At 49.0% G+C, this 26,181-nt stretch carries 31 protein-coding genes; 19 read left to right on the forward strand and 12 right to left on the reverse strand.

Annotated features, from left to right (window positions below):
* Positions 1-3 precede the first annotated feature (3 nt).
* The 8 genes from FPG75_RS01150 to FPG75_RS01180 all read left to right on the forward strand — a co-directional run bounded on the left by FPG75_RS01150 (position 4) and on the right by FPG75_RS01180 (position 7,268).
* Entirely contained in the window at positions 4-279 is a 276-nt protein-coding gene (locus FPG75_RS01150; protein ID WP_143304660.1) for an acyl carrier protein, read from the forward strand.
* A 755-nt stretch (positions 280-1,034) separates the two neighbouring features.
* On the forward strand, positions 1,035-1,157 hold the full coding sequence (locus FPG75_RS26295; RefSeq protein WP_262712045.1) for a hypothetical protein: 123 nt from the start codon (positions 1,035-1,037) through the stop codon (positions 1,155-1,157).
* 79 nt (positions 1,158-1,236) lie between these two features.
* Entirely contained in the window at positions 1,237-2,445 is a 1,209-nt protein-coding gene (locus FPG75_RS01155) for a site-2 protease family protein (RefSeq protein WP_143304661.1), read from the forward strand.
* The gene (locus FPG75_RS01160) at positions 2,442-3,191 is read left to right on the forward strand and encodes an alpha/beta fold hydrolase (protein WP_143304662.1); all 750 of its coding nucleotides are present in this window, start codon (positions 2,442-2,444) and stop codon (positions 3,189-3,191) included. Before FPG75_RS01155 ends, FPG75_RS01160 begins: the two co-directional genes overlap by 4 nt.
* Entirely contained in the window at positions 3,188-4,327 is a 1,140-nt protein-coding gene (locus FPG75_RS01165; protein ID WP_143304663.1) for a lysophospholipid acyltransferase family protein, read from the forward strand. The genes FPG75_RS01160 and FPG75_RS01165 overlap by 4 nt, the downstream gene beginning before the upstream one ends.
* On the forward strand, positions 4,314-5,063 hold the full coding sequence (locus tag FPG75_RS01170) for a CPBP family intramembrane glutamic endopeptidase (protein ID WP_143304664.1): 750 nt from the start codon (positions 4,314-4,316) through the stop codon (positions 5,061-5,063). Before FPG75_RS01165 ends, FPG75_RS01170 begins: the two co-directional genes overlap by 14 nt.
* 115 nt (positions 5,064-5,178) lie before the next feature.
* Positions 5,179-6,204 carry an LLM class flavin-dependent oxidoreductase gene (locus tag FPG75_RS01175; protein WP_143304665.1) on the forward strand — a complete coding sequence of 342 codons (1,026 nt, stop codon included), beginning with the start codon at positions 5,179-5,181 and terminating at the stop codon, positions 6,202-6,204.
* An 89-nt stretch (positions 6,205-6,293) separates the two neighbouring features.
* Positions 6,294-7,268: a 3-keto-disaccharide hydrolase gene (locus FPG75_RS01180; RefSeq protein ID WP_143304666.1), complete on the forward strand. Its 975-nt coding sequence runs from the start codon at positions 6,294-6,296 to the stop codon at positions 7,266-7,268.
* A 50-nt stretch (positions 7,269-7,318) separates the two neighbouring features.
* Here the strand turns inward: FPG75_RS01180 and FPG75_RS01185 are convergent, their stop codons facing one another.
* Positions 7,319-8,071, reverse strand: a complete 753-nt coding sequence (locus FPG75_RS01185) for a CHAP domain-containing protein (RefSeq protein ID WP_143304667.1) — start codon at positions 8,069-8,071, stop codon at positions 7,319-7,321.
* Between the two features lie 219 nt (positions 8,072-8,290).
* Here FPG75_RS01185 and FPG75_RS01190 point away from each other — a divergent pair, with 219 nt between their 5' ends.
* The gene (locus FPG75_RS01190) at positions 8,291-9,172 is read left to right on the forward strand and encodes a haloalkane dehalogenase (RefSeq protein ID WP_143304668.1); all 882 of its coding nucleotides are present in this window, start codon (positions 8,291-8,293) and stop codon (positions 9,170-9,172) included.
* 53 nt (positions 9,173-9,225) lie between these two features.
* Here FPG75_RS01190 and FPG75_RS01195 read toward each other — a convergent pair whose 3' ends face one another.
* Both FPG75_RS01195 and FPG75_RS01200 read right to left on the reverse strand, forming a co-directional pair.
* Entirely contained in the window at positions 9,226-9,567 is a 342-nt protein-coding gene (locus FPG75_RS01195) for an ArsR/SmtB family transcription factor (RefSeq protein ID WP_143304669.1), read from the reverse strand.
* Positions 9,551-10,006 carry an SRPBCC family protein gene (locus FPG75_RS01200; RefSeq protein WP_143304670.1) on the reverse strand — a complete coding sequence of 152 codons (456 nt, stop codon included), beginning with the start codon at positions 10,004-10,006 and terminating at the stop codon, positions 9,551-9,553. The genes FPG75_RS01195 and FPG75_RS01200 overlap by 17 nt, the downstream gene beginning before the upstream one ends.
* A 99-nt stretch (positions 10,007-10,105) precedes the next feature.
* On the opposite strand from FPG75_RS01200, the gene FPG75_RS01205 reads away from it, so the two are divergent.
* A complete protein-coding gene (locus tag FPG75_RS01205) occupies positions 10,106-10,627 on the forward strand; it encodes a GNAT family N-acetyltransferase (protein ID WP_143304671.1) in 522 nt (173 codons plus the stop codon).
* Here the strand turns inward: FPG75_RS01205 and FPG75_RS01210 are convergent.
* The 4 genes from FPG75_RS01210 to FPG75_RS01225 all read right to left on the reverse strand — a co-directional run bounded on the left by FPG75_RS01210 (position 10,619) and on the right by FPG75_RS01225 (position 15,424).
* On the reverse strand, positions 10,619-11,137 hold the full coding sequence (locus FPG75_RS01210; RefSeq protein WP_143304672.1) for a hypothetical protein: 519 nt from the start codon (positions 11,135-11,137) through the stop codon (positions 10,619-10,621). The genes FPG75_RS01205 and FPG75_RS01210 overlap by 9 nt on opposite strands.
* A 65-nt stretch (positions 11,138-11,202) precedes the next feature.
* On the reverse strand, positions 11,203-11,703 hold the full coding sequence (locus FPG75_RS01215; RefSeq protein WP_143304673.1) for a DinB family protein: 501 nt from the start codon (positions 11,701-11,703) through the stop codon (positions 11,203-11,205).
* A gap of 105 nt (positions 11,704-11,808) precedes the next feature.
* Positions 11,809-12,885 (reverse strand): heparin lyase I family protein, encoded by a 1,077-nt coding sequence (locus FPG75_RS01220; RefSeq protein ID WP_143304674.1) that lies wholly within the window; start codon positions 12,883-12,885, stop codon positions 11,809-11,811.
* A gap of 118 nt (positions 12,886-13,003) precedes the next feature.
* The gene (locus tag FPG75_RS01225; RefSeq protein ID WP_143304675.1) at positions 13,004-15,424 is read right to left on the reverse strand and encodes an ABC transporter permease; all 2,421 of its coding nucleotides are present in this window, start codon (positions 15,422-15,424) and stop codon (positions 13,004-13,006) included.
* A gap of 222 nt (positions 15,425-15,646) precedes the next feature.
* On the opposite strand from FPG75_RS01225, the gene FPG75_RS01230 reads away from it, so the two are divergent.
* Both FPG75_RS01230 and FPG75_RS01235 read left to right on the forward strand, forming a co-directional pair.
* Positions 15,647-16,108: a carboxymuconolactone decarboxylase family protein gene (locus tag FPG75_RS01230; protein WP_143304676.1), complete on the forward strand. Its 462-nt coding sequence runs from the start codon at positions 15,647-15,649 to the stop codon at positions 16,106-16,108.
* Positions 16,109-16,129: 21 nt separating this feature from the next.
* Positions 16,130-16,969, forward strand: coding sequence for a sigma-70 family RNA polymerase sigma factor (locus FPG75_RS01235; protein ID WP_143304677.1), 840 nt, complete (start codon positions 16,130-16,132; stop codon positions 16,967-16,969).
* On the opposite strand, the gene FPG75_RS01240 is transcribed toward FPG75_RS01235, so the two are convergent.
* Positions 16,963-17,535: an NADPH-dependent FMN reductase gene (locus tag FPG75_RS01240; protein ID WP_143304678.1), complete on the reverse strand. Its 573-nt coding sequence runs from the start codon at positions 17,533-17,535 to the stop codon at positions 16,963-16,965. The genes FPG75_RS01235 and FPG75_RS01240 overlap by 7 nt on opposite strands.
* A 338-nt stretch (positions 17,536-17,873) precedes the next feature.
* Here FPG75_RS01240 and FPG75_RS01245 point away from each other — a divergent pair, with 338 nt between their 5' ends.
* On the forward strand, positions 17,874-18,224 hold the full coding sequence (locus FPG75_RS01245) for a hypothetical protein (RefSeq protein ID WP_143304679.1): 351 nt from the start codon (positions 17,874-17,876) through the stop codon (positions 18,222-18,224).
* 43 nt (positions 18,225-18,267) lie between these two features.
* Here FPG75_RS01245 and FPG75_RS01250 read toward each other — a convergent pair whose 3' ends face one another.
* Complete coding sequence (locus tag FPG75_RS01250; RefSeq protein ID WP_143304680.1) at positions 18,268-19,218, reverse strand: NADP-dependent oxidoreductase; 951 nt, start codon at positions 19,216-19,218, stop codon at positions 18,268-18,270.
* 127 nt (positions 19,219-19,345) lie between these two features.
* Between FPG75_RS01250 and FPG75_RS01255 the strand changes: the two genes are divergently transcribed.
* Both FPG75_RS01255 and FPG75_RS01260 read left to right on the forward strand, forming a co-directional pair.
* Positions 19,346-19,720: a winged helix-turn-helix transcriptional regulator gene (locus tag FPG75_RS01255; protein WP_143304681.1), complete on the forward strand. Its 375-nt coding sequence runs from the start codon at positions 19,346-19,348 to the stop codon at positions 19,718-19,720.
* Between the two features lie 148 nt (positions 19,721-19,868).
* Entirely contained in the window at positions 19,869-20,753 is an 885-nt protein-coding gene (locus FPG75_RS01260) for a helix-turn-helix domain-containing protein (RefSeq protein ID WP_161596623.1), read from the forward strand.
* A gap of 28 nt (positions 20,754-20,781) precedes the next feature.
* Here the strand turns inward: FPG75_RS01260 and FPG75_RS01265 are convergent, their stop codons facing one another.
* A complete protein-coding gene (locus tag FPG75_RS01265; protein WP_143304683.1) occupies positions 20,782-21,630 on the reverse strand; it encodes an oxidoreductase in 849 nt (282 codons plus the stop codon).
* 81 nt (positions 21,631-21,711) lie between these two features.
* A complete protein-coding gene (locus FPG75_RS01270) occupies positions 21,712-22,605 on the reverse strand; it encodes a helix-turn-helix domain-containing protein (protein ID WP_143304684.1) in 894 nt (297 codons plus the stop codon).
* A gap of 83 nt (positions 22,606-22,688) precedes the next feature.
* Here FPG75_RS01270 and FPG75_RS01275 point away from each other — a divergent pair, with 83 nt between their 5' ends.
* From FPG75_RS01275 to FPG75_RS01290, 4 genes are read left to right on the forward strand one after another with little or no spacing between them, the layout of a single operon-like run.
* On the forward strand, positions 22,689-23,273 hold the full coding sequence (locus FPG75_RS01275) for a TetR/AcrR family transcriptional regulator (RefSeq protein ID WP_143304685.1): 585 nt from the start codon (positions 22,689-22,691) through the stop codon (positions 23,271-23,273).
* Positions 23,274-23,325: 52 nt separating this feature from the next.
* On the forward strand, positions 23,326-24,180 hold the full coding sequence (locus tag FPG75_RS01280) for an alpha/beta fold hydrolase (protein WP_143304686.1): 855 nt from the start codon (positions 23,326-23,328) through the stop codon (positions 24,178-24,180).
* A 42-nt stretch (positions 24,181-24,222) separates the two neighbouring features.
* The gene (locus tag FPG75_RS01285; RefSeq protein ID WP_143304687.1) at positions 24,223-24,843 is read left to right on the forward strand and encodes a hypothetical protein; all 621 of its coding nucleotides are present in this window, start codon (positions 24,223-24,225) and stop codon (positions 24,841-24,843) included.
* A gap of 24 nt (positions 24,844-24,867) precedes the next feature.
* Positions 24,868-25,314, forward strand: a complete 447-nt coding sequence (locus FPG75_RS01290) for an AAA family ATPase (protein WP_143304688.1) — start codon at positions 24,868-24,870, stop codon at positions 25,312-25,314.
* A gap of 11 nt (positions 25,315-25,325) precedes the next feature.
* Here the strand turns inward: FPG75_RS01290 and FPG75_RS01295 are convergent, their stop codons facing one another.
* Positions 25,326-26,075 carry a DUF4184 family protein gene (locus FPG75_RS01295; protein WP_143304689.1) on the reverse strand — a complete coding sequence of 250 codons (750 nt, stop codon included), beginning with the start codon at positions 26,073-26,075 and terminating at the stop codon, positions 25,326-25,328.
* Positions 26,076-26,181: the final 106 nt, after the last annotated feature.

The following is a 26,181-nucleotide window of genomic DNA, read 5'->3' on the forward strand; positions in this document are numbered from 1 at the left end:
AACATGGAAAATCAAAACATTGAACTGAAAGTAAAAGAAATCCTGATCAGCGTATTGAACCTCAGGAAAACAGCAGATCAGCTAAGCGCCGACCAGCCGCTGTTCGGGACAGATGATAACCCCGGTCTTTTCGACGACTCGCTGGCGGTACTGGAAGTAACCTCTGTGCTGATGGCAGAATTTGACCTCGAAGCATCCGTATTCAGCGAAGGCAGCTTCCGCACCATCGGCACGCTGGTAGCCTGCATAGAAAACGCGAAACAGGCAGCAATGGCATAGTAAAATATCACTATAAAAAACCTTCATTTTTTTTATTCACACTTAAAACTTCAAACACATGAACACACTGAACATCGTATCCCTGGAAGAAAGATTCGAACTGTCAGGAGCCGCTGAAAACGCTTCTATCGAAATCGGATCTGTAGTAATTCTTTAATCATTTTTTTTATTCACACTTTAAAACTTTAAACACATGAACACACTGAACATTGTATCCCTGGAAGAAAGATTCGAACTGTCAGGAGCCGCTGAAAACGCTTCTATCGAAATCGGTACCGTAGTAATTCTTTAATCATTTTTTTATTCACACTTAAAACTTTAAACACATGAACACACTGAACATCGTATCCCTGGAAGAAAGATTCGAACTGTCAGGAGCCGCTGAAAATGCTTCTATCGAAATCGATCACGTAGTAATCCTCTAATCCCTAACAATTAAAAACGTAAAACAATGAACACCCTTAACATCGTATCCCTGGAAGAAAGATTTGAACTGTCAGGCGCAATGGCCGAAGAAGCGTCTATTCACATCGGTACAGTAGAAATCCTTTAATCTATTTATCAACCCTTAAAATCTGGTAACATGAACACTTTAAACATCGTATCTCTCGAAGAGAGGTTTGAACTGTCAGGTGCAATGGCCGAAGAAGCATCTATCCATATAGATACTGTCATCGTTGTATTGTAATCTAATTTATCGCTTCCTTATCAATACCAGGGATGGCGCTCCCATCCCTGGTTCTAAAAAAAATACAATGGAAACACTGAACATTATTCAACTGGAAAACAGGCTTGAACTGTCTGCTACCACAGAAAGCCCGTCCAACACATTGCCTGTAGAAGGCCCAAAGCCCATCCAGGTACCGCAAGCGGTATGATGGCGCCCTTTTAAAAGTACCGGTGGTGCTTTTATCACTGGTACTTTTAATTATTATCACTATTCAACTTGATATACACATGCATTCCGGTCAGCAAATAACAGGAAATAATATACTGGGTTATCATTATGAAGCCTTGCACATTTCGCCTAATGAGTTCATTTTATCTTATAACCAAAAGTATTATAAGATCGGTGAATCTATTTACCAGATATTGAAAGCCGGCAGTGTGGCGCATAACATGGATGAAATGCACCGCATGATCAACGACGTGCTGCCTATTTCCAGGCCGGATCTGGAAGAGATCATAGACGCTAAAATATTGCCCGTGTTCAGGGCGGCTGAAAACCCGGTGGCAGACAGGAGTTCCGGCTTCTGGGTAAAACGGCAGATATTGACGGCAGATCAGATCACCGCATTGACTACGCCATTACGCTGGCTGTTCGGAAAGATATTCTACCCCCTGTTCTTTTTTATTTGTTTCGTGAATGTATGGATGTACCGCCAGTCGCCGGCGGATACTAGCGGCGCTTTTCTTCCGGATAATGAAGTAGCCACCTGGTTTATTTCTTATGCGGCATTGTTTGTAATCATTTTTTTACACGAATTGGGGCATGCTGCAGCCGCCGTGAAATCCGGTATCCGTGCAAGAAATATCGGGCTGGGATTTTATACGGTATTGCCGGTGATGTACACCGATCTTACCGATACCTGGAAGCTCGGAAAATACGATAAGGTGAAAATCAATATGGGCGGAATTTTCATGCAACTGATCGTGAACCTCTTGCTGATGGCGCTGATAAAGATACGCCCGCAGGATGCGGTGACGGCCATGTCGTGGAAGATCTATGTAGTGAATAATTTCATCATCATCATGAACCTGGTTCCTTTCATGAAATTTGATGGATACTGGGTCGTATCTGACCTGACAGGCATCCCCAATATGGTGAAAGAGTCCAACCGCTTACTGATAGATGCCGTTACCCGGAAAGGGCCATTCCCGGAGGAAGACCAGCTTACGCTTCATTACGCGCAGAAAATATTTCTCTATATATATACCGTGTTACGTGTGCTGTTCATTGGCAGTGTTATTTTCTCTGCATTTGCTTTCATTTATTATTCTGTCTGTAAAACGATCTTGCTGATCAAGTATCTCCCTTACCTGGAACTGAATTTTACCGTAGTGGTGGAGCTGCTCAAGCGCATCGCTACCATTGTTATCATATTCCTGTTTACGAGGAAGTATAGGAAAATGTTTTTCAGGTTTATCTTAAAAAAAGCAAAATGATACAACACATTAACAAACACCATTCGGAATGCCTGGTGTTCTTTAACCCGCTTTGTTCCGATAACTGCTTCTGGAAAAAAAATATTCCGGAAGAGCTGGTAGAGCGATTTGAGGTGATCTTGTTTGACTACCCGGGTTACCATTCCCCTTTTGTAAAACTGAATAATTTTAGTGAAGTAGCCGGCTATGTGAGAAGAGAACTGTTAGGCAAGATCAACAAACCCATGCACCTGATCGGCTACAGCTATGGCGGGCTCCTGATCCAGCACCTGTTGCGCGATACTTACGATAACCTGGCCTCTGTGATATTGGTGGCCTGCGCCAACAAGCTGGCAGCAAGAGATAAAGAGATATTGTCGGTGCTGAAAGGCCTGGCAGAAAATGACCTGTACCTGTTCTGCCGCGCGCTGACACTGTTTTCTCACAAACCGGCAGAAGTGAACAACAACCCGCTGATGGGACTACAGAAATTTTCTAATCTGAAGCTCTCCGTTACCGACAGCCAGGCGATTGTACAACAGATCAATCATATCCTGCAGCTGTCCAGTATCCAGCTGCCGAAACAAACGACCAATACCCTGCTGATCTATGGAGAAGAAGATCGTTTGATAGATACCACTACCATCAGCCAGTTCCGGTCTTACTTCGAGAATTTCAGTATGGTGGAGATGCCCGGTGAATCCCATATTGTAGACCAGGACCAGCTATTTCATCATGTTACTGAATTTTTAAAATTACAATCATGAATCATCAACAGTTACGCCTGGAAATTTATGAAGAGCAGCGTTCCTTGTTAAAAACATATGTTGACAAAAAATGGGATACCCATGATCTGAAGAATTACCATTTTCTGTCTGCCAATTTATCAAAGTGTTTGCCCGCAATAGGAATGGATCAGCACAAAGCGATCTATCATGATATCCTTTCCTATCGCGTGTTACAGAGCATTGATACCCGTTTCTACGAACACTTTGACCACATTGATGATTTTGGAGATTTCAATTATGAAGAGATAAAGACACAGCTGCCTGCGATTTTCGTTTCCTTTCACCTGGGCTCGTTCCGGTCGGCATTGGCTTTCCTCGTGAAGTATCATTTGGATGTTGTGCTCATCATAGACCCGCTGCCTTATAATACCCAGAAAGATACCATCATAGCACAATATGAAGCCATGAAGCAAAGCTTCGGCTCCAGCTCAGACCTGGTTATCTATCCGGCAGACAAGCAAGACCTTTCTGTTCAATTGCTGGACAAGATCGGCAAGCAATATTCTGTGCTGGCTTTTGTAGATGGCAATACCGGTTTTAACGGCGCCTTTAACCAGAAGAAAAGCCTGAAGCTCCCTTTCCTGGGTCAGGAAATAGCCATCAGGAAAGGATTGGCCATGCTGGCTTATTACGCAGGAAGACCTGTTATCCCTATGCTTTCCTTTTACGACGATCAGCTGAAGCCAAGATGGAAAGTGTTTGATCCGATCATCCCTGACAGAACAAAGGGGGCAGATGATTTTTCCAGGGATTGCCTGCAAAAGCTCTTTGCCATATTGGAGGGCGCATTGAAGCAATATTACGCACAATGGGAAGGATGGATCTACCTGCACAAGTTTATGGATATATCCGTATTTGAACAGGCCGGCATTGATGAACCTGTGAACGACGATGGCCGTGAGCTGGCAGTGAATCCGAATGCGGGATTCTTTTCGTTTGATGAACATTACTATATCCTGAACAAAGAAAATTACCGGATACTGGAAATTACTGCGCAGGTTTTTCTTAATTTGCTGTCAGGAAAAACTGATAGCAACACCATCGAAGCGGCAGATCGTACTTTTTTACTATCTAATGGCATCTTGAAAAACCCTACCCGATATGAGAACAATTGACCAAAGATGGCTCAGGATTGCCATCTACTTTGTAATTGCGCTTTCCTCCTCTTTTCTGTTCAGGTTAAATTTGATTGGCAGTTATGATAACTGGAAGCTGCCAGGCATCCTCTCACTTTATAAAGGCTGGCTGGAAGGAGCGGGCCCCTTCCTTGGCGCGCTGATAGTTACCTGGCTATTCCGCAGGAAGAGCGAGATGAGCTTCACCGGTATCCTGGGCTCCAGGAGCTGGCTGATGATGGGCCTTCCGGTATTGCTGCTGCTGATTGTTGGCGTAAATAATGATCAGCAGATCAATCCGCATGTATATGGCCTGAACATGGGTATCTGGATCGTAGTATACGGTATCCTGGAAGAAACCGGCTGGCGTGGTTATTTGCAGGATGAATTGAAAGATTATCATCCCGCCTGGAAATATGTGATCGTAGGCATTTTCTGGTATACCTGGCATCTTACTTTCCTCGGTCATACCAATGTGGTAAATGAACTGGCTATTTTAGCCATACTCATTTTCGCCAGCTATGGCATTGGCGTTATCGCAGACAGAACGAAATCCATCATTGCAGCAGGTTGTTTTCATATTATCGGGAATATCATGGGCCTCAGCACCGAGATGCAGAAAGCCTTGTCTATGCAAACAAGGATATGGATACTGTTGGCCTGTGTGCTGGGCTGGGTGCTGTTGATCAGGAATGCGCGGCGGCGTAAAATGGTGGAAGAGCTGAATAAGATCTAGCATATCATCCTTCATAATATAATACAGCATCCGTTATCATGGCGGGTGCTGTGCCGTTTTATATATCCGCGATTTTTCGTAATATTTGTTATCGCTTGATGTTAAAGCAATACACATGGAAATAGGCATAGACAGTTTCATCGCTACCGGCGCATATGAAGGACCTTTGAATCCGGCTGAGAATTTACAGGCAATGGAAAACCTGCTGAGAAAGATTGAGCTGGCCGAGCAGGCAGGCTTGCATGTATTTGGCCTGGGTGAGCATCACCGCAAGGAGTTCCTGGATGCTGCACCGGCGGTGATATTAGCCGCTGCGGCCGCACGTACCAGCAAGATACGCCTTACGAGCGCCGTTACGGTATTGAGTGCCGCCGACCCCGTGCGGGTATTCCAGGAATATGCCACACTTGATATCATCTCCAAAGGTCGCGCAGAAATCGTCGCAGGCCGCGGATCTTTCGTAGATGCGTTCCCGTTATTCGGCCTGAACCTCGACGACTACGACGAGTTATTTGCAGAAAAAATCGCATTGCTGCTAAATATCCGGGATCACGAAACCGTGTCCTGGAAAGGCAAGTTCCGGGCGGCGCTGCGCGAGCAGCCGGTATATCCGCGTCCTTTGCAGGAGCCGCTGCCTATCTGGATCGGCGTGGGCGGCACGCCTGAATCCTTTGTGCGCGCCGGTACGCTGGGCCTGCCGTTGATGGTAGCCGTTATCGGTGGCGAAACGCATCGCTTCCGCCCATTGGTGGATCTGTATTATAAAGCAGGAGAGAAAGCCGGCCATGCCCGCGAGCAACTCAAAGTAGGGCTGCACTCGCTGGGCTACGTAGCTGATACTACCGACCAGGCAAGAGATGAATATTTTCCGGGATACCAGCAGATGTTCGGCAAGATCGGCAAAGAACGTGGCTGGTCGGCGCCCACCCGCGGCCAGTTTGATGCACAGGCCGGACGCACCGGCGCCTACCTGGTAGGCAGCCCGGAAGAAGTAGCGGAAAAAATACTGCGTCATAGCGAAGCGCTGGGAGGCATATCCCGCCTCACTTTTCAGATGGATAACCCCGGCCTCACACCCGAAAAGGTCAATAAATCGATCTCATTGATCGGCGCAAAAGTGATCCCCTTGGTGAATGGGTGATGAAATCACAACCCCATCACATTTGCACAACAACAAATTATCACTATCTTGTTACACCAAGATCTTCAATCGTAAAAGTAATCAGAGATATGCGCAAGAACTTTCTCGCATTCGGCATGAGCTGCCTGATGGCGCTCGGTGCCGGAGCAACGTCCGCGAATGGAAAACACATCGCTGCACAGCAAACACAACTGGCCGCCGATGCCAAGGCATTGATAGGCCGCTGGGATATCACGATAGATGAAGAAGGCAAAGCAGTGCCTTCCTGGCTGGAAGTGAAGCTCTCCGGCACCCGCACGCTGGTAGGCTATTTTGTAGGCGCTTCCGGCAGTGCACGCCCGGTGGCAAAAGTAAATTTCGATAACGGCAAATTCAGTTTCTCCATTCCTCCACAATGGGAAGGTGGCGATAAAGACTTCGTCATCGAAGGGGAACTGGCCGGCGATGGCATCCAGGGCACCATTGTTACCAGCGAAGGAAAAAAATATAACTGGAAAGGTGTGAAAGCGCCGTTGCTGAAAAGAACAGTAGCGCCGGTATGGGGCAAGCCCATCAATCTTTTCAACGGTAAAGACCTTGCCGGCTGGCAGATCAAACCAGGCAACCAATGGATCGTGAAGAACGGTATCCTCACCAGCCCGCATTCCGGTGTGAACCTGGTTTCTGAACAAACCTTCACCGATTTCAAATTGCATGTGGAATTCAGATATCAGAAAGGCAGCAACAGCGGCGTATACCTGAGAGGCCGTCATGAAGTGCAGATCGAAGACAGCGATAAAGACGCACATCCTTCCAGCGTATTGTTCAGCGGTATCTATGGCTTCATCGCGCCTAGCGAGATCGCTGCTTTAGGCCCCGATAAATGGCAGTCGTATGATATCACACTCATTGGCCGTATGGTAACAGTAGTGGTGAATGGAAAAACGGTGATCACCAACCAGGAGATCCCCGGTATCACCGGCGGCGCGCTCGATAGCCACGAAGGTGAGCCCGGACCTATCTACATCCAGGGCGACCACGGACCGATAGAGTTCAGGAAGATCGTGATCACTCCCGCCAAATAATAATTTCCGGAGATAAGAGAAAGCCTCCCGCAGCGCGGGAGGCTTTTTTATTATTGGTAGATAATAAATCCTTTTTCGATAGAATTGATCTTGCGGGATTCCAGCAGGAATACGCCTTCGCCATCGCGGCTGCCATTATTGTTACTATTACCTTCTATGGTTTCCATGAAGCCGCCATTCACGGCAGATACAATGCCGGTATGCCCGAAGCCGTTACCATAGCTCCTGATGAAGATGCTGCCCGGAACAATCAGCGAAGGATTGTTCACGGCATCTGCTGTCAGTATTTTAGTGCCGGTGGTCCTGTTCCAGTGATCAAGGCAGCCGGCGGTTTTCACCAGGGGATTGGGAACGCCGAGCGACTGCGCCGCCTGATCGAAGCACCAATACACGAACGCAGCGCACCAGTTATTGCCCGGCGGCGTTCCGGTGCTTGCAAGGAATTGGTTGACCATAGGGCCGCTGTTGCTGCCTGGCGGCACTTCCATCACGCCGATCTGGCCTTTGGCCACTTCAACGGCTTTGGCTAGCAAAGGCGTAGGTGCTGCAGCAGGCTGGGTTACGGGTGTACCGAATAAAACGGCCCAGGTAATAGGACCTACTTTACCATCGGCAATCAGCGGGTTGCCATAACTGTCAGTATGAGAAGCCTGGAATTGCTTGACAGCTGCCACCGTTTTGGGACCAAAGATACCAGTGCTCTGAAGATCGCCAACACCAAGTTCGGTCAGGCGTTGCTGGATAGCGGTTACAATACTGGCGTCGGTTTCGCCAGCCTTGATAACTCTGTTGGGATAATCCATAAGGTTTAATTTTTGGGGTCAGATGTGAATTTACGAATTTATTGATTTACGAATTTAGGGATTTAGGAATTTACGGATTTGGGAATTTGTTGCCTCAAATCCCTAAATCCGTAAATTCTCAAATCCGTAAATCCGTAAATATTCTGGTCTAGCTATCAAATAAAATCTGGACTATCCATCTCTCTCCCTAAAATCAAATCTTTGCATAAATACCAGATTATGCAAACCATCGAAAACAACATCGCTGTAAAAGATAAGCATCCACGGAAAAGCCTGGCTGTGGCGGGTATTCCGATGAGTTATGTAGATACCGGCAGTGGCGACCCGGTAGTATTCCTGCATGGTAATCCAACATCGTCCTACTTGTGGCGGAACATCATTCCTTATGTGGCAGATATGGGCCGCTGTCTTGCTCCTGACCTGATCGGTATGGGCGCTTCGGGTAAAGATCCTGCCCGCCGCTATTCTTTCTTCCAGCATGCCGGCTGGCTTGATGAATGGTTTGATGCCCTCGGTCTTACACAGGTAACGCTGGTGTTGCACGACTGGGGCTCTGCATTGGGCTTCTACTGGGCCTATCGGCATCCGGAGCGGGTGAAGGCGATCTGCTACATGGAAGCGATGGTGCAACCCCGCCTCTGGAGCGACTTCCCGGCAGGCCGTGATGCTGCCTTCCGCGCACTGCGTTCCGAAAAAGGCGTTGAGATGATCATGGAGAATAACTTTTTTATTGAAACGATATTACCTAAAAGTATCCTGCGCACCTTGAGCGAAGAAGAAATGGACGCCTACCGCAAACCCTTTCTGGTAAAGGAAGACAGGCTACCTACACTGATGTTTCCAAGGGAGCTGTCGATCGATGGAGAACCGGAAGACATTACCAATATGATCACACGTTATGGACAATGGATGGCTGCCACCACTTTCCCGAAATTGCTGATATCCGCTACGCCGGGCGCATTGCTCACTGGCCGTGCACTGGAATATTGCCGTAGCTGGCCCAATCAGCAGGAGGTGACGGTAAATGGTATTCACTATATACAGGAAGATTCGCCCGCAGAGATCGGAGAAGCGCTGGCCAGCTTTATCTCTTCCTTATAAGCTTTTTTTTATCCGCGGAAACCATGAAGCCCGGCAGGAATAGCTCCGCCGGGCTATTTCTTTTTCACCTGTTTGCGGTGATGGTTTTTGAGAAAATTTTCCAGGCTTTGCAATTGGCTGTGCCAGTATACTTCAAAATAGTTAAGCCAGGATTCCAGCTCTTTAAAACCTTCCTGCCGCAGCTCGCAATAACGCTCCCGGCCCTGGTCGGTGATGCGGACAAACCCCGCTTGCGACAATACTTTGATGTGCTTGGACACTGCTGGTCTGCTGATGTTGAAATTGTCGGCAATCGTGTTGATGCTCTGCTTTTCTTTTGAAAGCAGCATCAGTATCTCCCGCCTGTTCGGATCGGAGAGCGCCTGGAAACAATCGATGCTATCGGCTTTGTTCATGTGGCATTTGCTGTAATGTTCTCGAGAATTTTTTTGCAATACCATTCTTCCATCCCAATTCCATGAGGAAGCTGGAAAACACGGCCCTGGCGCCTTTGAAGCCGCTCTGTACCAGTTGCAGTTCGGTGCCTTCGTTTTTCGGTACCAAGGTCCAGGTAACAACGGTATCCAGCGAATACCCGCCTTTCGGAGATCCTCCCCTGAAAGCATAAACGAGCTTCTGTAAAGGCACTACTTCCAGTACCTCGAAATACATCTTGCCATCCCAGTTAAGGCGCGGCTTGGGTTTGCGCGATTCCTGCCATTTGAAACCCACTTCGGCGCGGAAATCGCCCGAGCTGATCGACCATTGCCTCAGCAACGCAGGCTCTGTAAGGCAGGCCCAGATGGTGTCTACCGGGTAGGGGTAGAACCAGTTAATCCTGATATCCCTTTCCATAATATGTAACTTTAGAGTTACACAAAGTAACGTGTAACTTTTGAGTTACGCAAATTTTTTTTCAGAAAACTTATTTTTACAGCAATAAAAACCGCTGCTATGATTGAACTGAGAGCGGCCCGTTATGAAGACCATGCGGCCATTGCGGCGCTTCACACCGCCAGCTGGCGCCATACCTATCGCGGTATTTACAGCGATCATTATCTCGACAACGACGCAGCTGCGGAGCGCGCGGCGGTATGGCAACAACGGCTGCAACAGCCCGCCGCCAACCAGTGGCTGCAGGTGGCCGTGCAAAATGGCGCCATCATTGGCTTCGCCTGCCTTTACTTCCAGGACGACCCCGTTTTCGGTACCCTGCTGGATAACCTGCACGTGTCAAAAGACCTGCACCGCTCCGGGATAGGGAAGATGTTGATGAAAGCCTGCGCGGCAGCCATCTATGCGCATTGCGATAGCAAGAAAATGTATCTCTGGGTATATGACCTGAATGAGAATGCCAGAAAAGCCTACGACAAGCTCGGCGGCCATCCCTTTGAAATGATAGAGAAAACGAACGTAGATCAAACCCGCGCCAAATCCTGGCGCTATGTCTGGAACGATGTAGCGATATTACTTTAGCACGTGAAACGCACCATTGAAAGACGGCAGCGCCAACACAACTACGATCACGCTGACAAGGGCCGCGCTGCTGGCGGATTTGAGATGATTGCAATTGTAAACCGTGAACAAAATCTCTTCCGGCGTAAAAGCTTCATTCACACTGATATCATAGTTGTTTTTAAAACTGCCGCGCGGGTGTAAGATCATCACGGGCAGCTGCTGTTCGTTGAGCAGCACAAAATCAGCGCTGTACCAGCTGCGGTTTTTCAATACATATTGCCGCTTGCCGAAGTGCATATTGGTACACATATTCCACCCTGTACTGGAAGTGGCCGCCACATCAGTACCGGACAGCATCTGCAATTGCAGTCCGAGGCAGTTGGTACTATTGAAAAGAAATTTTTTTCCGTCAACCATTGTTTCCGCACGGAAAGAAAACCAGGAGCCGCAATACATGGTAGCAGAAGAGGTATCGTTTGCCGACAGGACGTAATACGAACCATTGGATCTAACCTGGTATGTTTTCATATGATGAGCATTTACAGGTTAGTATGGAGATGAGGAAAAACGTTACAAGGCTCCTGAAAAATTTTTTATGACGGGTTTTTCTGCAAGGCTATTATCTCTTTGAAACGCGCTATCTGCCGCCGGTGGCGCAATACATGTACAATAGCATGTTCCGCCAGTTGCCCCATATCATACAGCTGGCCCCATCGCGTCAGTATTTTCTTTTCATTTTCAGCTTGTTCCAATTCGTGATCCTGGAGAAGGGCAAAGGTATCTATATTGTACGTGAAGGCATCTTGCAGCGCAGTTATATAGAGAGCGGCAGATTCCCGTAGTACTTTCTGTGGCCGCTCCGCATTAACGCCTTTATGCTGCCGGATATAAACGGCATAGCTATACATCGAACTAACCACATGCGCGAGTATCGTTTGCACCGACCTGCAATCGGGATTATCTGTGTGCGGGTCAACAATTTTGGTGAGAGCTGCATCTGAAATATCAGCGATGGTGTTTATCAACTCATTCACCGCTTTTTCATATTCATCAAGGAGTGCGCCAGTGGCGCCGGTACGATAGGTTCTGCTCATCTTTCAACTGATCTTGCAGTGAAGGTCCGCATTATCAATTAACTGATAAAATTTAATTACCTCCTTCCACTTCAGCTGAAGTGGAAGGAGTATACAGAGGGATGATCAGTTAGCAGTTACTTTCAGGGAAGATGTTCTATCATTGAACGTGCTGGTGTTTTTCAGGCAACTGGCATCGGAAGTGAGCACCAGTGAATCGCCGGTGAAGTTGTCGCCATCGAACAATGTTACGGTAAGTCCGGCGGGTATTTGCAGGGAAGAAGCATCGTTGTCAATACCGCCATGTGCTACAATATCGGCCGTGGTGTAATTGCCGGGGCCAAAGGTGGCTGTCCAGCCGCCATAGCTGCAGTTCTGGAACACTTTCGCCTGCAAGGTGCTGCCACTGCCGGAAGGGGCGGCCTCGGCATAAGTGGATGCGATCTTGATCCCCTGCACATAATTGGTGATATCTGCCGGATCGCCGCCATATACACCAAATTTAGGATCGCAATAATCTGCATCGAGGGTGCGTGCCGGGTAGCGCTGCGTACCATTTACCAGCGTTTGTTTAACGCCGTTGTACCAGAACTCAATGAAGCCGATAGAAGAGTCCCGCGATACCTTGATACGCATTACCATGCTGTTCCAGGTATTGGCGGAAAGCGGCGTGCTCCACACTTCTGTACCGATCTTGCCCGGCGCATAATGCATCAGGTGAAAGACGTTTGAGGTGTTGGTACTGAGTACAATAGGATAGTTCTGCAACATCGGTTGTCCGCTGCCGTAGGCCTTCCATTGGAATACGGCATTGGTGTTCTGGTTGTTGGGGATGTCCAGTTTGGAACGCCAGCCGATATAAATATCATCGCCTTCCACGGCCTGGAAGCCTTGTGCGCCGTGGCCTTCCGTACGATGACTGCCGGCCGGTTTGTAGAATTTCCACACCGGGCCATAGGTGGCATCGTTTTCAACGGTGATAGTGCCGGAGCCTTCGATGTTCAGTACCTTCCATACGGAATTACCAAGGGATGCATCACCATTCCACAGCAGGGAAAGTGTGCCTACATCTGCTGTGGCGCCGCCACTGATAGGGGTTTCCTGTTGGGTCGGACGGGTTTTCAGGTCTTTGGTGCATTGGGTAAATGCAAGCGCGCTGCTACAGGCTAACATCAGCGCAGTTAGTTGATAAGGTGTTTTCATGTCTGGAATTTATAGAGTTGATGATATACTCTAAAATAATCCAGTAAAAGTTATCAAGCAGATAGCATTTTCACAAAGACACATAGCGGATTGGGTGCGATGAGATAGCAGGCCGGTATTACTCGGCCTTGAGACTGTTCACTGGCTTGGCCAGCGCGGCTTTCACGGCCTGAACGCTGATGGTGGCTAGTGCGATCAACACCGCGATCACACCTGTGATCACAAACATCCACCATTGTATCTGGATACGGTAAGCAAAATCCTGTAGCCATTTGTTCATCATCCACCATGCCAATGGCCAGGCCACCAGGTTCGCAATCAATACCAGGCGCAGGAAATCACGCGACAACAATCCTACAATACCCGCGGTGGAGGCGCCTAATACTTTGCGGATGCTGATCTCTTTGGTGCGTTGTGTGGCGGTAAACATCGCCAATCCGAACAGCCCCAAACAGGCCACCAGTATAGTGATCAGCGCAAAGATGCCAAGTATGTCGCCGGTCTTCTTTTCGGTTTCATAAGTGTTGTTGAACAAATCATCCATGAAAGCATATTGGAAAGGCTCGTCCGGCACATAACTGGTCCAGCGCTTTTCCGCAGTGGCTACGAGGCCCAATGGATCTTTTCCGGTCGTCTTGATGATAATCGGTCCACCTTCATTACGTCCCAATACCATCACCAATGGTGAGATACGTTCGTGCAGGGATTTGAAATGAAAATCTTTCACCACACCGATCACATGATAGATACGATGTTGATCGCCATCCTTGGCAGTGAGGGTATGCCCTTGTGCCTGCAAGTCCCACCCGAACTGATGTGCAGCCGTTTCATTCAATATCACGGCGGTAGAATCGGTGCCATATTCCGGGGAGAAATTACGTCCGGACGCCATTTGCATACCCAGCGTAGGAATGTATTGGTAGTCTACATCATAACGCAGTGTTTTGGTGATCTGTTGGGAAGCGCTATCGGGAGAAACGGTGAAGTTATTGTAATTACTGGGCCCTGCGGGCAGATAGCCCGACAGGCTCGCATTCACCACTCTGGGGTCTTGCAGGAGCTGCTGCCGGAACGCATCCTGGTGTGATCCCAGGTGATAGGTGTTTGGTATCACCAGCACCTGGTCTTTGTTGAAGCCGAGCGCCTTGTGATGTATGTACGACAGTTGCCGGTATATCACCAGTGTACCCAATATCAATGTAGCGGAAATCGCGAATTGGAATATCACCAGCCCGCTGCGCAGGTTGAATCGCTTGTTAACCGCTGCCAGCTTGCCTTTCAGCACGGCAATCGGTTTGAACGACGACAGGAAGAAAGCCGGGTAACTGCCAGCGAGCAGGCCGGTAAACAAACCGAATAATAATAAACCAGGTATCAGCAAGGGATGTTCGCCGAAGCTAAGCTGGAGGTGTTTGTTGGCCAGCTGGTTAAAAAGCGGCAACGCTATTTGTACGAGCACCAGGCCCAGCAACATGGCAAAACCAGTGAGCACAAAGGATTCCAGCAGGAATTGCCAGATGAGGCTTCGTTTCTCGGCGCCCATCACTTTTCGTATACCCACTTCGCGTGACCTGCGGAAAGCGCCTGCGGTAGACAGATTAGTGAAATTGATACAGGCGATCAGCAGCATAAATATTGCGATGGCGCTGAAGATATAGATGTATTGGATATTGCCGGGGGCATCCAGTTCAAACATCAGGTCTGAATGCAGGTGGATGCTGGTGAGCGGTTGCAGGAACAGGCCGATGTCGTTGCCTTTGGCCCTGAACTCCGCCAAAGTGAGGCCCATGGCCTTCGGCAGCTGTGCGTCGAAATTCCGGTCGGCCACCTGTTTTATTTTGGGTTCCAGCTTCCGGTAGTCGTAACCTTTCGGCAGCAGCAGGTAAGTATAATACTCGGAGGTGATCCAGGAGGTGCTTCTGGAATCGTCCAAACTGCTCATTGAGGCAAACAGGTCGAAATGAAAATGCGAGGTAGCGGGAATATCGCGCATCACGCCGGTAACCCTGTAAGGCTGGCCTCCCAGGTCTTTGAGCTTGAGTATTTTGCCAATCGCGCTTTCCTGGCCGAAATATTTCTGCGCCATGGCCTTGGTGATCACGATGGTGTTAGGGGCGCTGAGCGCGGTATTGGGGTCTCCTTCGATGAAAGGCAGGGTAAAGACTTTAAAGAAATCAGGATCAGCAAAAGCAAAAGCATCAGAGAAAGATTTTTCGCCGATGATCACTTTCTGATAACCATAACGACGCAGGCGGGTGGCTTCCTGTACTTCAGGAAATTCCGCTTTGAGGGCCTGCGCTACCGGGGGCATCACATTGGCCTCGCGCATGGCGTCTCCACGTACGGTGCCTTTGAATACTACCCGCACAATGCGGTCGGCATTTTTGTTATAGCGGTCGTAGCTCAGCTCATGTGCAAGAAAAAGCAGGATCAGCAAGCAGGTAGCGATACCAACGGCCAGACCAAAGATATTAATGGCTGAAAACGCCTTGTTGCGCCAGAGGTTTCTGAATGCGATCTTGAAGTAATTCTTGAACATAGGAAGTTTTTTGAAGCTGCGGTACTAAAAAGGTGCCACGCCATAACATGTTTGATAACCAGCAAATTGAATAAGGACGGCCTTTTTCAAGTGTCCGCTTCCGGAGGGAAAATGTCCGGTTTTGAACAATCTGGAAAAAAGTTTTGAAAGCCTGTCACGTTTTGATCCACCCGCTTGTCTTATTACCGTAAACCATCTGAATAAAAATAAAAAACAAAAAACATGGAACAAAGAATAACATACAGCGAAGCCAATAAAGGCCTGATGGACGGTATGATGAAAACAGAGCAATATCTCAAAAGAACAACCCTGGAAAGACGGTTGTTGGAAATGGTGAGCTACCGGGTATCCCAGCTGAATGGTTGTGCATTTTGTCTGGATGCCCATCATAAAGAAGCGATGGCATTGGGTGAAGAAGAGCAGCGTTTATATTCTCTGATCGTCTGGAGAGAATGTCCATATTATACGGAGAGAGAAAGAGCCGTGCTGGCATACGCGGAAGCCCTTACCCATGTTGGAAAGCAGGGCATCGCTCAGGAATTGTATAATGAGCTGGCTACGCATTTCAGCAAAGCGGAAATCGCTGATCTCACCCTGGCTATCTCACAGGTCAATGCCTGGAACCGCATCAATATTGCCTTTGGTACTACGCCCGGTAAACATGTAGTGGGCGCCTTTAATTAAATTGCATTCACAAAAAAGGTTATGCAGGATTATCAACAGCTCTTGTTCCCTTATGCATACAATATATTAGGATCGGCGGAAGATGCGCGGGATGCGGTACAGGACGTACTGTACACCTTCCTCGCATCTCCGAAGGAGCATATTGCGCAGGAGAAAAGTTACCTGATCAAAAGTGTGATCAACCAATCGATCAATATCAGGAACAGGAAGAAAAAAATGACCTCTACAGAAGAGGTATCGCTGCCGGAGCCCGTGGCCACTGAAACCGCAGATACCAACCTGAATATGAAAGATATTGTGTCTTATTCCATGCTGGTGTTGCTCGAACAACTGAACCCGAAAGAGCGTGCGGTATTTATTCTGAAAGAAGCGTTCAATTATTCGCATGAAGAGATTGCCGAAGTGCTTTCCAGTACGGTAGAAAATTCAAGAAAACTGCTCAGTCGTGCAAAAGCGCGACTGGCGCAGTCGCGCAGGCCGGCAACCCAAACTGTGCTGCCGGCGGGCGTTCTCGATAAATATATTTATGCGATCCGCGGCAGGGATACGCAGGCATTGGAGCACCTTCTTACAGCAGATATCACCTATCATGCAGATGGCGGCGCTCATCTGAACGTGTTCCGGAAATTCAGTGCAGGTATACACGAAGTGGCGGAGCTGATGTTGTATATCTACGATCGCTACACGGCGGCGCTATCGTGCAAAACAGCCACCATCAACCATCAGCCGGCATTGTTGTATTATGATGGCAATCAACTTGTGGCCTGTCAGGTATTTGGTGTAACGGAAGATGGCAAGATTTACCAGATCAATAATGTGCTGGACCCTGAGAAATTGAAAGGTCTTGCAATGGATCAATAAAAAGCGGGAGGCTGTAAAAATTCGCGTTCTTCTTCGCTATGCTGGATCAGGTCGGCCAGCGCTGCAATGAGGGCGCGTAATTGGGCGAGGGTAGCGTTGTCCGTAATTTCGCATTGCTCATTGATCTTTGTTTTAACGGAAGATACTACCACCTGCATCGCTGCGGTGATCCGCGATTCAATGATGAGCAAGGTGCCAAGCAAAGAGCGGTGCGCATTTACACCAGAAGTGCCGGCTGTAATCAGTGCTACCGGTTTTTTTGAGAAATCCATAGAGGAAACGGTCCAGTCGATCGCATTTTTCAAGGCGCCCGGCACGCCTACCGCATATTCCGGGGTACAGATCAAAACGCCATCGGCCTCACGTACCTGTCGCCGGAAATCCGCCACAGCTGCGGGCGGCACGGCGCCTTCAAGATCGAGGTCGGGATTAAATTGAGGCAGTTCCGCCAGCGAGGTATAGATGCTAACATCAAAGATATCTTTCGTTAAAGTGGCAAAGGCTTTTATCAGGTTCAGATTGGATGAATTTTTCCGGGTGCTGCCACAAATAGCTAGTATTTTCATCTTACTAAGATAAAACAATTTGAATACCCGAATTCCATCCTACCAATATATCGCCCCTACGGGGCGTCATATTTGCGGATACAATGTTTGCTACCAATATATCGCCCCTAGGGGGCGTCATGTTTGTGGATGCAACGTTTGTTACCAACATATCGCCCCTATGGGGCGTCATGTTTGTGGATGCAACGTTTGTTACCAACATATCGCCCCTAGGGGGTGTCATGTTTGTGGATGCAACGTTTGTTACCAACATATCGCCCCTACGGGGCGTCATGTTTGTGGATGCAACGTTTGTTACCAACATATCGCCCCTACGGGGCGTCATATTTGTGGATGCAATGTTTGCTACCAATATATCGCCCCTATGGGGCGTCATGTTTGTGGATGCAACGTTTGCTACCAACATATCGCCCCTATGGGGCGTCATGTTTGTGGATGCAACGTTTGTTACCAACATATCGCCCCTATGGGGCGTCATGTTTGTGGATGCAACGTTTGTTACCAACATATCGCCCCTATGGGGCGTCATATTTGTGGATGCAATGTTTGCTACCAATATATCGCCCCTACGGGGCGTCATGTTTGTGGATGCAACGTTTGTTGCCAACATATCGCCCCTACGGGGCGTCATATTGGTAGATATGACGCCTGCTCCAATACATCGCCCCGTAGGGGCGATATGTTGGTAGGGGCGGCAGACGCATGCAACGCCATTCATAATTTAATCATCTCTTATAACTTCACCACCACCTTTCCCTTCGTTCTGCCTGTTGCTACCTGTTCATGCGCTTGTGGCAACTCATCAAAACTGAATACCTGGCTTACATGCGAACGAATTTTACCCCTTTCCAGCAGGGCGGCCAGCTGATGCTGATCTGCGCCATTGGAGGCAACTGTTACCCGTGTTGCACGTACATTTTTTTCTTTTGCCTGATTAGCGAGTGCGTCTCCGATCTGTGCTTTGATGCTGACAAGATAGCCACCCGGTTTTAGCGCAGCGAGCGAGCGGTAAATATGATCGCCGGGAATGGGATCCAATACAATATCCGCATCTTGCACGCGTGCTTCGAATGCTTGCTGGTGATAATCGATGTATTCATCAGCGCCGAGGCCCAGCACGAAATCCTTGTTGGCAGCGGAACCGGTGCCGATCACATAAGCGCCTGCATTTTTCGCGATCTGTACCGCATAGTGCCCTACGCCGCCGGCAGCGGCATGTATCAGCGTTTTGTCGCCTGCTTTGATTTGTGCAGCGCCTACCAGTGCCTGCCAGGCCGTGAGTGCGGCCAGCGTTGCCGCTGCGGCTTCTTCATGGCTGATGTTGGCCGGCTTCAGCGCCAAATGGGATGCCGGCGCCGCCACATATTCGGCATAGGCCTTGCCATGCCCCAGGAAATTCACCATGCCAAATACTTCATCTCCTTTTTTGAAGGCAGTAACGGCATCGCCCACTGCGGTCACTTCGCCGGACACATCCCAGCCAATGATCACCTGTTCGCCCGGAACCGGCTGGAGGATCGACTGCAAGACGGCAGGGTGCTGCCTTACCTGGGTATCAACCGGGTTGATGGCAACGGCTTTTACTTTTATCAACACTTCGTCCGCTTTAATGGCCGGAACGGGCACTTCAGCAGGGACCAACATCTCTGGTCCGCCATTTTCTTTCAGGATAATTGCTTTCATGATCTGATTAATTGGAGGATGTATTTTGGATAACTTTGTTCGTTAAATTTGTAAAGCAAAGGTAGCGGGCGTGAGATCATAAAACCAAGCCTGCACAGCATTGTAAGGAGCTAACAAAAATGTAAGGATGAAGAAGGTAAAGGAAACATCTACTAATTATCTCAATAAAGAAGAGCTGATCGCGAAATGTTCGGAAGCATACGCCATGGACCTCATCGGCGCACGCTGGAAGCTCTCCATTTTTTATGAGTTGAAGAATGGTCCGGTACGATTCACCTCGTTGAAGTCAATGATCCCCAACATCACCGAACGCATGCTCACCCTCCATCTCCGTGAAATGGAGCGCGACGGGCTTGTGATCCGTACGGTATACCCCGAAGTGCCCGCCCGCGTTGAATATGAGCTCACCGAAAGCGCTCATGAGCTGATGCCCGTATGGCAATTTCTCCGCGAATGGGGAAAAAGACACCGGGAAAGGATGCTGGAAAAACAGGCTTCCTGAAAAAAGCAACTTTTGACGCCCTCCCTCTACTACGGAAGGGCTAGTATTGGTAACAGGATATTTCATTGATCACCTACCCGTTTTCTGAAAGATGTTGACTACTGTTTCCAGGGATTTGTTTATCGAGACGCCAGATAATATCTGCCCGATGTCAAAATGCGCGCCCTCCGAATGGCCTAATGTGATTTCGCTGGAAAGCAGCATTGGCGAGGTGTCCAGGCGAAGTGTGGCGCCATTGTCCATCAAATGCTCCCTGAAAGGGAAAGAGATCTTTGAAGTGGGCGGCAGCACCAAAATCGTAGACGCCCATTCCTATCTGATCGTTAATGAATGGCAGCCCTATACTGCCAGTATCCTCGACGACCAGACAGAATCCCTTTGCGTTTTCTTCAATAATGAATACAGCCACAATGTGGTGTCTGCATTGCTCAGCTCTGATGAGAAAATGCTGGAAAATACGCCGGCCGACTGGCGCCGCTCATTTGATTTTTTTGAGAAGCTGTACAGCCACGACCAGTGCGTGTCTCCTGCCTTGTATAAAGTGGCGCGGGCAATAAAAGACCGCTTCCATGATCCCAACTATTACGACCAGGTATTTTATCTCTTGCTGGAACAGATGGTGAGGGTGAAACAGGAGATTCACCGGGAGATGATGAACATGCCTTTCACCAAACGGTCTACCCAACTGGAGATCATGAAACGGGTGTTCTCCGCCCGTGATTTCCTCGACTCCTGCTACCAGCAAAAGATCTCGCTGGATGAAGCCGCCCGCGCTGCCTGTTTATCCAAATATTATTTTCTCCGTGCATTCAAGATGGTGTACAAGGAAACGCCGTATCACTACCTCACCAGGCGCCGGTTGAAAGCGGCTACAGACCTGCTTTCCAGCACCAGCATGCCCGTAGAGGAGGTGAGCTTGCAAGCCGGTTTTGAAGACCACCGTTCTTTCCTGAAACTCTTCCGCAAGTATTACCTGCAAAGTCCCACGCAATTCAGGGGCGTAAAAAAACCTTCAGGCGTTGTAGTTGCCTGAAGGTCGTTTAGTCGTTTCCGTTAGTAGCTTATGCGATGGCCTCTACGATGTTGGTGGAGACGGTCAATGCTTTATATTTTTCCAGGTCTTGTTCAATGCTTTCAATTTTAGCATTGGCAAAATTGTAGGCATCTTCGCCGAGGAAGAGGTGCAGTGGCGGGTTTTCGAGCGCAGCTACCTGAATCATTACTTCAGCGGCTTTTACCGGATCGCCGGCCTGGTTACCATTTACTTCCTCCTGGTGCATGCGCAGCGAGGCGCGTACATTTTCATAGGCTGCGATAGGATTGGCAGGAACGCCCATAGAATCTGCTGCGAGGAAGTTGGTGCGGAAATAGCCGGGATACACGATGGTAGCATGGATGCCGAATGGTTGTACATCGGCAGCCAGTCCTTCAGTGAGGCCGCTCACGGCAAATTTGGTAGCGCAGTAGATGCTCCATGCCGGGAAGTTACCGGTGTAGCCTGCAATAGAAGAGATGTTATAAATGTGGCCGGAACGTTGTGCGCGCAGGTGCGGCAGCACGAGGCGGGTCACATTCAGAAGTGCGAACACATTCACATCAAAATTGCGTTTTACTTCGCTGGCGCTCAGTTCTTCGATAGCGCCTGCCTGTCCATAACCGGCATTGTTCACTACCACATCAATTTTACCGAAAGCGGCGATCGTTTGATCGATGGCTTTTTGAATGCTTGCTTCACTTTCGAGATCCACCTCCAGTGGCAGAAAGTCGGGATGCTCGCCGGCAGCGGCTTTCAGGCTGTTTATATTGCGGGAGGTGGCAGCTACTTTGTATCCCTGGCTCAGCAATGTTTGGGCTAATACCAGTCCGAGGCCTTTGGAGGCGCCTGTGATAAACCATACTTTGTTGTTCATATCAAATCGTTTTTGATATCACAAAGCTAGGAACGTATGGCCGTTGGATTGTTACGCCAATCAAATCATTACTTACAAAATTCAAACATTTCGGAAAATAGCCGGCGCCTGGCCGGTTTGCTTGCGAAAGAAGTTGCTGAAATGGGCCGGCTCTTCAAAGCCAAGTGAATAGGCGATCTCGGAGATGTTCCAGTCGGTATACCGCAGTAATGATTTGGCTTCGGTGGTTACTCTTTCCGTAATCATATCGGTGGTAGTTTTGCCGGTGGTTTCCTTGATGGCCCGGTTCAGGTGATTCACATGCACGGCTAATTCATTGGCGAAATCTTTGGCAGAGCGCATGGAAAAGCGCTGTGATGGCGTTTCTATAGGGAATTGCCTTTCCAGCAGTTCGGTGAATACAGATGTGATGCGGGAATTGGCATCGGGGTGTTTGTACAGGGTATCTGCCGGTTGCATTTTCAGCGCGAGGTGTATCAGCTCCATCACATAAGTACGGAGCAGGTCATATTTGTATACGTAATCGGATTTGATCTCTTCAAACATCTTCCTGAAGATACCGCTCACCTCCTGGTCCTGCGCGGCATTGAGAAAGTAAGCCGGTTTGCTGCCTGGCGCGAACATGGGCAAGGTGCTGACCTTGTTCCTGCCTGTTCCGGTGAAGAAAGGCGCTGTGAAGATGCAGAAACAGCCGGTGCCTTCGCCACCGAGCATTTCCCAGGTATAAGGCACTTGCGGGTTGAAGAAGATCAGCGTGGAGCCGGATACTTCAATGCTCTTGTCGGCATAGTGATAACGGTAGTTGCCGCGGATCAGGCTTACCTTATAGAATTCGCGCCGGTTATACGGCACCGGGCCGCCGTTGCAATCTGCCAGGTCAAATATATTGAAATGCCCCATGTGCTGCCCCAGATCGGGCGGCATCCACTTCTTTTTCTGTTGATAAAAATCTTCTATCGATTCTGTTTTCTTCATGCCGTGAAGTTACAAAATTCAAATCATCGCCAAAAGATAAAATAATTTTGTACCGATTGGTAAAATATACATACCTTCGTTGCATGTCAGGCAGACCGAAAATATTTGATAACGAAGAAGTGATCAGCAAGGCCACGGAAATATTCTGGGAGAAGGGCTACGAAGCTACCTCCACGGAAGACCTGCTCAGCGCCATGGGTATTGGCAAAGGCAGCTTTTACCTGGCATTCAAAGGCGGCAAGCGGGAACTGTATGAAAAGGTAGTGCAGCAATTCGGGGAACGCGCGCATACCCGCCTGAAGATGGAGATCCGCAACAGCAAAGAGCCCCTGGAGGTGGTCCGCAATTTCTTTTACGAGATCGCGCAAGGCAGCAAAAAAGCACATGGAAACGGTTGCTTCATGGGTAACACCATCACCGAGCTATCAGCGGTCGATCATGCTCTGGCACATCTGGCTACCGCAGAACTGCAAGCGCTGGAAGGTATTTTTGAAGACGCTATCCGGCACGCACAACAGAAAGGGAAGATGAAGAATAAGGAAGAAGCCGCGCTGATAGCGAGATTCCTGGTAACGGCCTGGAATGGGCTCAATATCACCCGCAGGATGTATCCTGATAAAAAAACGCTTCAGCCCCTGATCAAAAAATACCTGGAAGTACTACGCTAAAATTTTTTTACCCTATTTTGTACTGAATGGTACAAAATTAAAACATAAATATATGCCAGTAACATTCAACACGATCAACATTAAAGGAGTGCCTGTATTTTACCGCAGCGCAGGCCCTGCCACAGCGCCGGTGGTCCTCTTGCTGCATGGATTTCCTTCTTCTTCCCACATGTTCCGCAACCTGATGCCCTTGCTGGCAAAGGATTACCGCGTGATCGCGCCGGACTATCCCGGCTCGGGACTGAGCGGCCGCCTGCAGGCGAACGAATACACATTCGATCATCTCGCCGATTTGATCGAAGCATTTATCGATGCGTTGGAGCTGAAACGTTTCAGCCTTTATATGCAGGACTTCGGCGGGCCGGTAGGTTTTCGCCTCGCCAGCAGGAGGCCCCAGCAGGTGCAGGCTTTGCTCATTCAAAATGCTAACGCCTACATGGAAGGCCTCGGGCCTGGCATCCACAACATCAGTCAGTACAAGGAAAAGGGCGATGAGCAAGGATTTCAGAAGATGGTGGATCACATCATGTCGCTGCCGGGCATCAAGGAAAACTATCTCTATAATGCAAGCAGCGAGCAGCATGTGTTGCCCGACGGCTACCTGCTGGATCATTACTTTGCACTGCAACCTGGCGCCAAAGAAGCGCAGGCAGCATTGCTGCTCAACTACAAAACCAATTTTCCGCAGTACCCGGTATGGCATGAATATTTTCGCCAGCACCAGCCGCCTACTCTGATCACCTGGGGCATTCATGATGATATCTTCATCCTGCCGGGCGCCAGGGCCTATCTTACGGATTTGCCGAAAGCCGCGCTGCACGAGATCGATGGCGGCCACTTTCTGCTGGAAGAAAAGTATGAAGAAGTGGCGGCCTTGATACTGCGCTTTCTGTCGGACAACCTATAAGCAAAGGTTGCTGTTACGGCCGGGATTTGTTATTTTGAGGCCATGAGGCGCTTCCGGCTATATCTCCTTTGTTTCCTGGCGCTGGCCACCAGCGCCGCTGCGCAGCAACGCGGCCTGCCTTCTGATGAGATCAGCCGTCAGCTTGGCGAATGGCAAAAGACTTATTTCAATTTCAACCTGAAAGATTTTAAAACGGAAACGGCTATACGTTTTGAAGACATCCCTTTCGGCACGGCTGCCGGTCTCCGGAATTTCTACGATATCTATAAGCCGGCGCTCTCCTTTTCTCCGGATGGGCGCCAGTTTATTGACATCTACAGCTATTGGCTGGTGTTGGAAAAGACAGGCGACAAAATAGTTTATAACGGCGGCAACCAGGAGCAAGCTGTATCCTGGTATGATGATAATACCCGCAGGTGGAAACGCATTCTCAACGTACCTGCCGGTGATCGTGTGGAAGAAGTGGCCTGGCTCGACAGTACCCACATCCTGTTGGCCGGTTCGCGGCGGGCGGCAGATAATGATGCGCATCCCTTGCTCTGGCTCGGCGACCTCCGTTCCCGGCGTTTTATCATCTTTGCCAATAAAAACCCCGCATGCCGCCAGGACAAAAAGGGTTATGATTCTCCCAAACTCAAAGCGCTGCATATCGTCATTAAGTAATATCTTTACTGATATTGCCACCCGATGGAAGCTATTATTTTCTGTGGTATCCAGGCCACAGGTAAAACAACATTTTTTAAAGACAGATTCTTCAAAACGCACGTCCGCATTTCGCTGGACCAGCTGAATACCCGCAACAAGGAAGAGCAATTCATGGATGTGTGCCTGCACACGCAGCAACCTTTTGTGGTGGACAACACCAACCCCGCCCGCGCCGACAGAAGCCGCTACATCTCCATGGCGAAGCGCTACAAATTCAAAGTGATCGGCTACTATTTCCGTTCTGCCATCGCCGATGCGATCCTGCGTAACAGCGGCCGCTCCGGCAAGGAGCTGATCCCGGAAGCAGGCATCCGCGGCACCCTCAGGAAACTGGAGCTACCATCCTTGGAAGAAGGCTTCGATGAACTGTACTATGTGGAGATCGTAGATGGCAATTTCGTAACCCACCCGTGGAGTGATGAGGGGTAAACGTAATCCCGCTACCGGCTTAACACACCAACGGAACGCTTGTTAAACGCCACCGCCATCACCACAAACGCATACATCACGCCACCCATCACTACGGCGAGGTAATCCAGACCTTTACAGTCAATATGATGGTAACGTTCATTTACCAGCAGGATGATGCTGGCCAGCGCGCCTGTGAGCAACCAGAAAAATAGTTTATGCGTGAACGTTATACCGCCGCGCTTGCGTACCGGTATGCGGAAGAAAAAATAAAAGAGCACAATGAGCCCGAGGATGGAGGTGATGAACTGCATCAGGTACCATCCGGGCATGGTTTTGCCGGGGAGGTCCACAGCAGCTTGCAGCGCAGGCAGGTGTTGCACGAAGTAGCCGTGGCCGTGAGTAAATGCGTCGAGGAACAAATGGGAATATACGCCCAGCAGGATAGAAAAGATAACGGCGATATAATGCTGAGAAAAATATTTAGGCCAGTTGAATGACCCGAAACGGGAAAGCCGGGCGGCGGCCCATTGCGGCGCCCAGCGGATCAGGGTTTGCCGGAGCAAGCCATGATAGAGGAAGGCGAATAATAAAGCCAGGGGGATATCATAAATAAAAATTCCTGGCAAACGATGGCCTGCACTCAGGTAAGGGTCCAGGGAGATGAAGTAGAGGAAGTCCGGCACCATACTGCCAATGATCAGGCCAGTGGCCGAAAGGTACCTACGCGGTAGCCAAGTAAAGGGAACAACCAGTGCGGCATGAGAAACTGTAAAGGGCATAGTCCTGTTCGTTAAAATCGTCCATCATTTCCGGCAATTTATCCAATCTTTCGAACGTTATAACATCTAATTTTATGTTATTGTTCAGCAACAAAAATAAAGCAAA

This window comes from Chitinophaga vietnamensis (genome assembly GCF_902167635.1).
Classification (GTDB): Bacteria; Bacteroidota; Bacteroidia; order Chitinophagales; family Chitinophagaceae; genus Chitinophaga; species Chitinophaga vietnamensis.

Coding starts and splice junctions, on each gene's coding strand:
- FPG75_RS01265 (WP_143304683.1), bottom strand. CDS start 21,630: ATGAACAACAAAGTATGGTTTATCACAGGCGCCTCCAAAGGCCTCGGA.
- FPG75_RS01150 (WP_143304660.1), top strand. CDS start 4: ATGGAAAATCAAAACATTGAACTGAAAGTAAAAGAAATCCTGATCAGC.
- FPG75_RS01205 (WP_143304671.1), top strand. CDS start 10,106: ATGATTGAACTGAGAGCGGCCCGTTATGAAGACCATGCGGCCATTGCG.
- FPG75_RS01160 (WP_143304662.1), top strand. CDS start 2,442: ATGATACAACACATTAACAAACACCATTCGGAATGCCTGGTGTTCTTT.
- FPG75_RS01240 (WP_143304678.1), bottom strand. CDS start 17,535: ATGAAAATACTAGCTATTTGTGGCAGCACCCGGAAAAATTCATCCAAT.
- FPG75_RS01215 (WP_143304673.1), bottom strand. CDS start 11,703: ATGAGCAGAACCTATCGTACCGGCGCCACTGGCGCACTCCTTGATGAA.
- FPG75_RS01175 (WP_143304665.1), top strand. CDS start 5,179: ATGGAAATAGGCATAGACAGTTTCATCGCTACCGGCGCATATGAAGGA.
- FPG75_RS01285 (WP_143304687.1), top strand. CDS start 24,223: ATGAGGCGCTTCCGGCTATATCTCCTTTGTTTCCTGGCGCTGGCCACC.
- FPG75_RS01230 (WP_143304676.1), top strand. CDS start 15,647: ATGGAACAAAGAATAACATACAGCGAAGCCAATAAAGGCCTGATGGAC.
- FPG75_RS26295 (WP_262712045.1), top strand. CDS start 1,035: ATGGAAACACTGAACATTATTCAACTGGAAAACAGGCTTGAACTGTCT.
- FPG75_RS01235 (WP_143304677.1), top strand. CDS start 16,130: ATGCAGGATTATCAACAGCTCTTGTTCCCTTATGCATACAATATATTA.
- FPG75_RS01155 (WP_143304661.1), top strand. CDS start 1,237: ATGCATTCCGGTCAGCAAATAACAGGAAATAATATACTGGGTTATCAT.
- FPG75_RS01245 (WP_143304679.1), top strand. CDS start 17,874: ATGTTTGCTACCAATATATCGCCCCTATGGGGCGTCATGTTTGTGGAT.
- FPG75_RS01225 (WP_143304675.1), bottom strand. CDS start 15,424: ATGTTCAAGAATTACTTCAAGATCGCATTCAGAAACCTCTGGCGCAAC.
- FPG75_RS01280 (WP_143304686.1), top strand. CDS start 23,326: ATGCCAGTAACATTCAACACGATCAACATTAAAGGAGTGCCTGTATTT.
- FPG75_RS01165 (WP_143304663.1), top strand. CDS start 3,188: ATGAATCATCAACAGTTACGCCTGGAAATTTATGAAGAGCAGCGTTCC.
- FPG75_RS01255 (WP_143304681.1), top strand. CDS start 19,346: ATGAAGAAGGTAAAGGAAACATCTACTAATTATCTCAATAAAGAAGAG.
- FPG75_RS01295 (WP_143304689.1), bottom strand. CDS start 26,075: ATGCCCTTTACAGTTTCTCATGCCGCACTGGTTGTTCCCTTTACTTGG.
- FPG75_RS01190 (WP_143304668.1), top strand. CDS start 8,291: ATGCAAACCATCGAAAACAACATCGCTGTAAAAGATAAGCATCCACGG.
- FPG75_RS01185 (WP_143304667.1), bottom strand. CDS start 8,071: ATGGATTATCCCAACAGAGTTATCAAGGCTGGCGAAACCGACGCCAGT.
- FPG75_RS01290 (WP_143304688.1), top strand. CDS start 24,868: ATGGAAGCTATTATTTTCTGTGGTATCCAGGCCACAGGTAAAACAACA.
- FPG75_RS01260 (WP_161596623.1), top strand. CDS start 19,869: ATGTCAAAATGCGCGCCCTCCGAATGGCCTAATGTGATTTCGCTGGAA.
- FPG75_RS01195 (WP_143304669.1), bottom strand. CDS start 9,567: ATGAACAAAGCCGATAGCATCGATTGTTTCCAGGCGCTCTCCGATCCG.
- FPG75_RS01220 (WP_143304674.1), bottom strand. CDS start 12,885: ATGAAAACACCTTATCAACTAACTGCGCTGATGTTAGCCTGTAGCAGC.
- FPG75_RS01210 (WP_143304672.1), bottom strand. CDS start 11,137: ATGAAAACATACCAGGTTAGATCCAATGGTTCGTATTACGTCCTGTCG.
- FPG75_RS01200 (WP_143304670.1), bottom strand. CDS start 10,006: ATGGAAAGGGATATCAGGATTAACTGGTTCTACCCCTACCCGGTAGAC.
- FPG75_RS01180 (WP_143304666.1), top strand. CDS start 6,294: ATGCGCAAGAACTTTCTCGCATTCGGCATGAGCTGCCTGATGGCGCTC.
- FPG75_RS01170 (WP_143304664.1), top strand. CDS start 4,314: ATGAGAACAATTGACCAAAGATGGCTCAGGATTGCCATCTACTTTGTA.
- FPG75_RS01250 (WP_143304680.1), bottom strand. CDS start 19,218: ATGAAAGCAATTATCCTGAAAGAAAATGGCGGACCAGAGATGTTGGTC.
- FPG75_RS01270 (WP_143304684.1), bottom strand. CDS start 22,605: ATGAAGAAAACAGAATCGATAGAAGATTTTTATCAACAGAAAAAGAAG.
- FPG75_RS01275 (WP_143304685.1), top strand. CDS start 22,689: ATGTCAGGCAGACCGAAAATATTTGATAACGAAGAAGTGATCAGCAAG.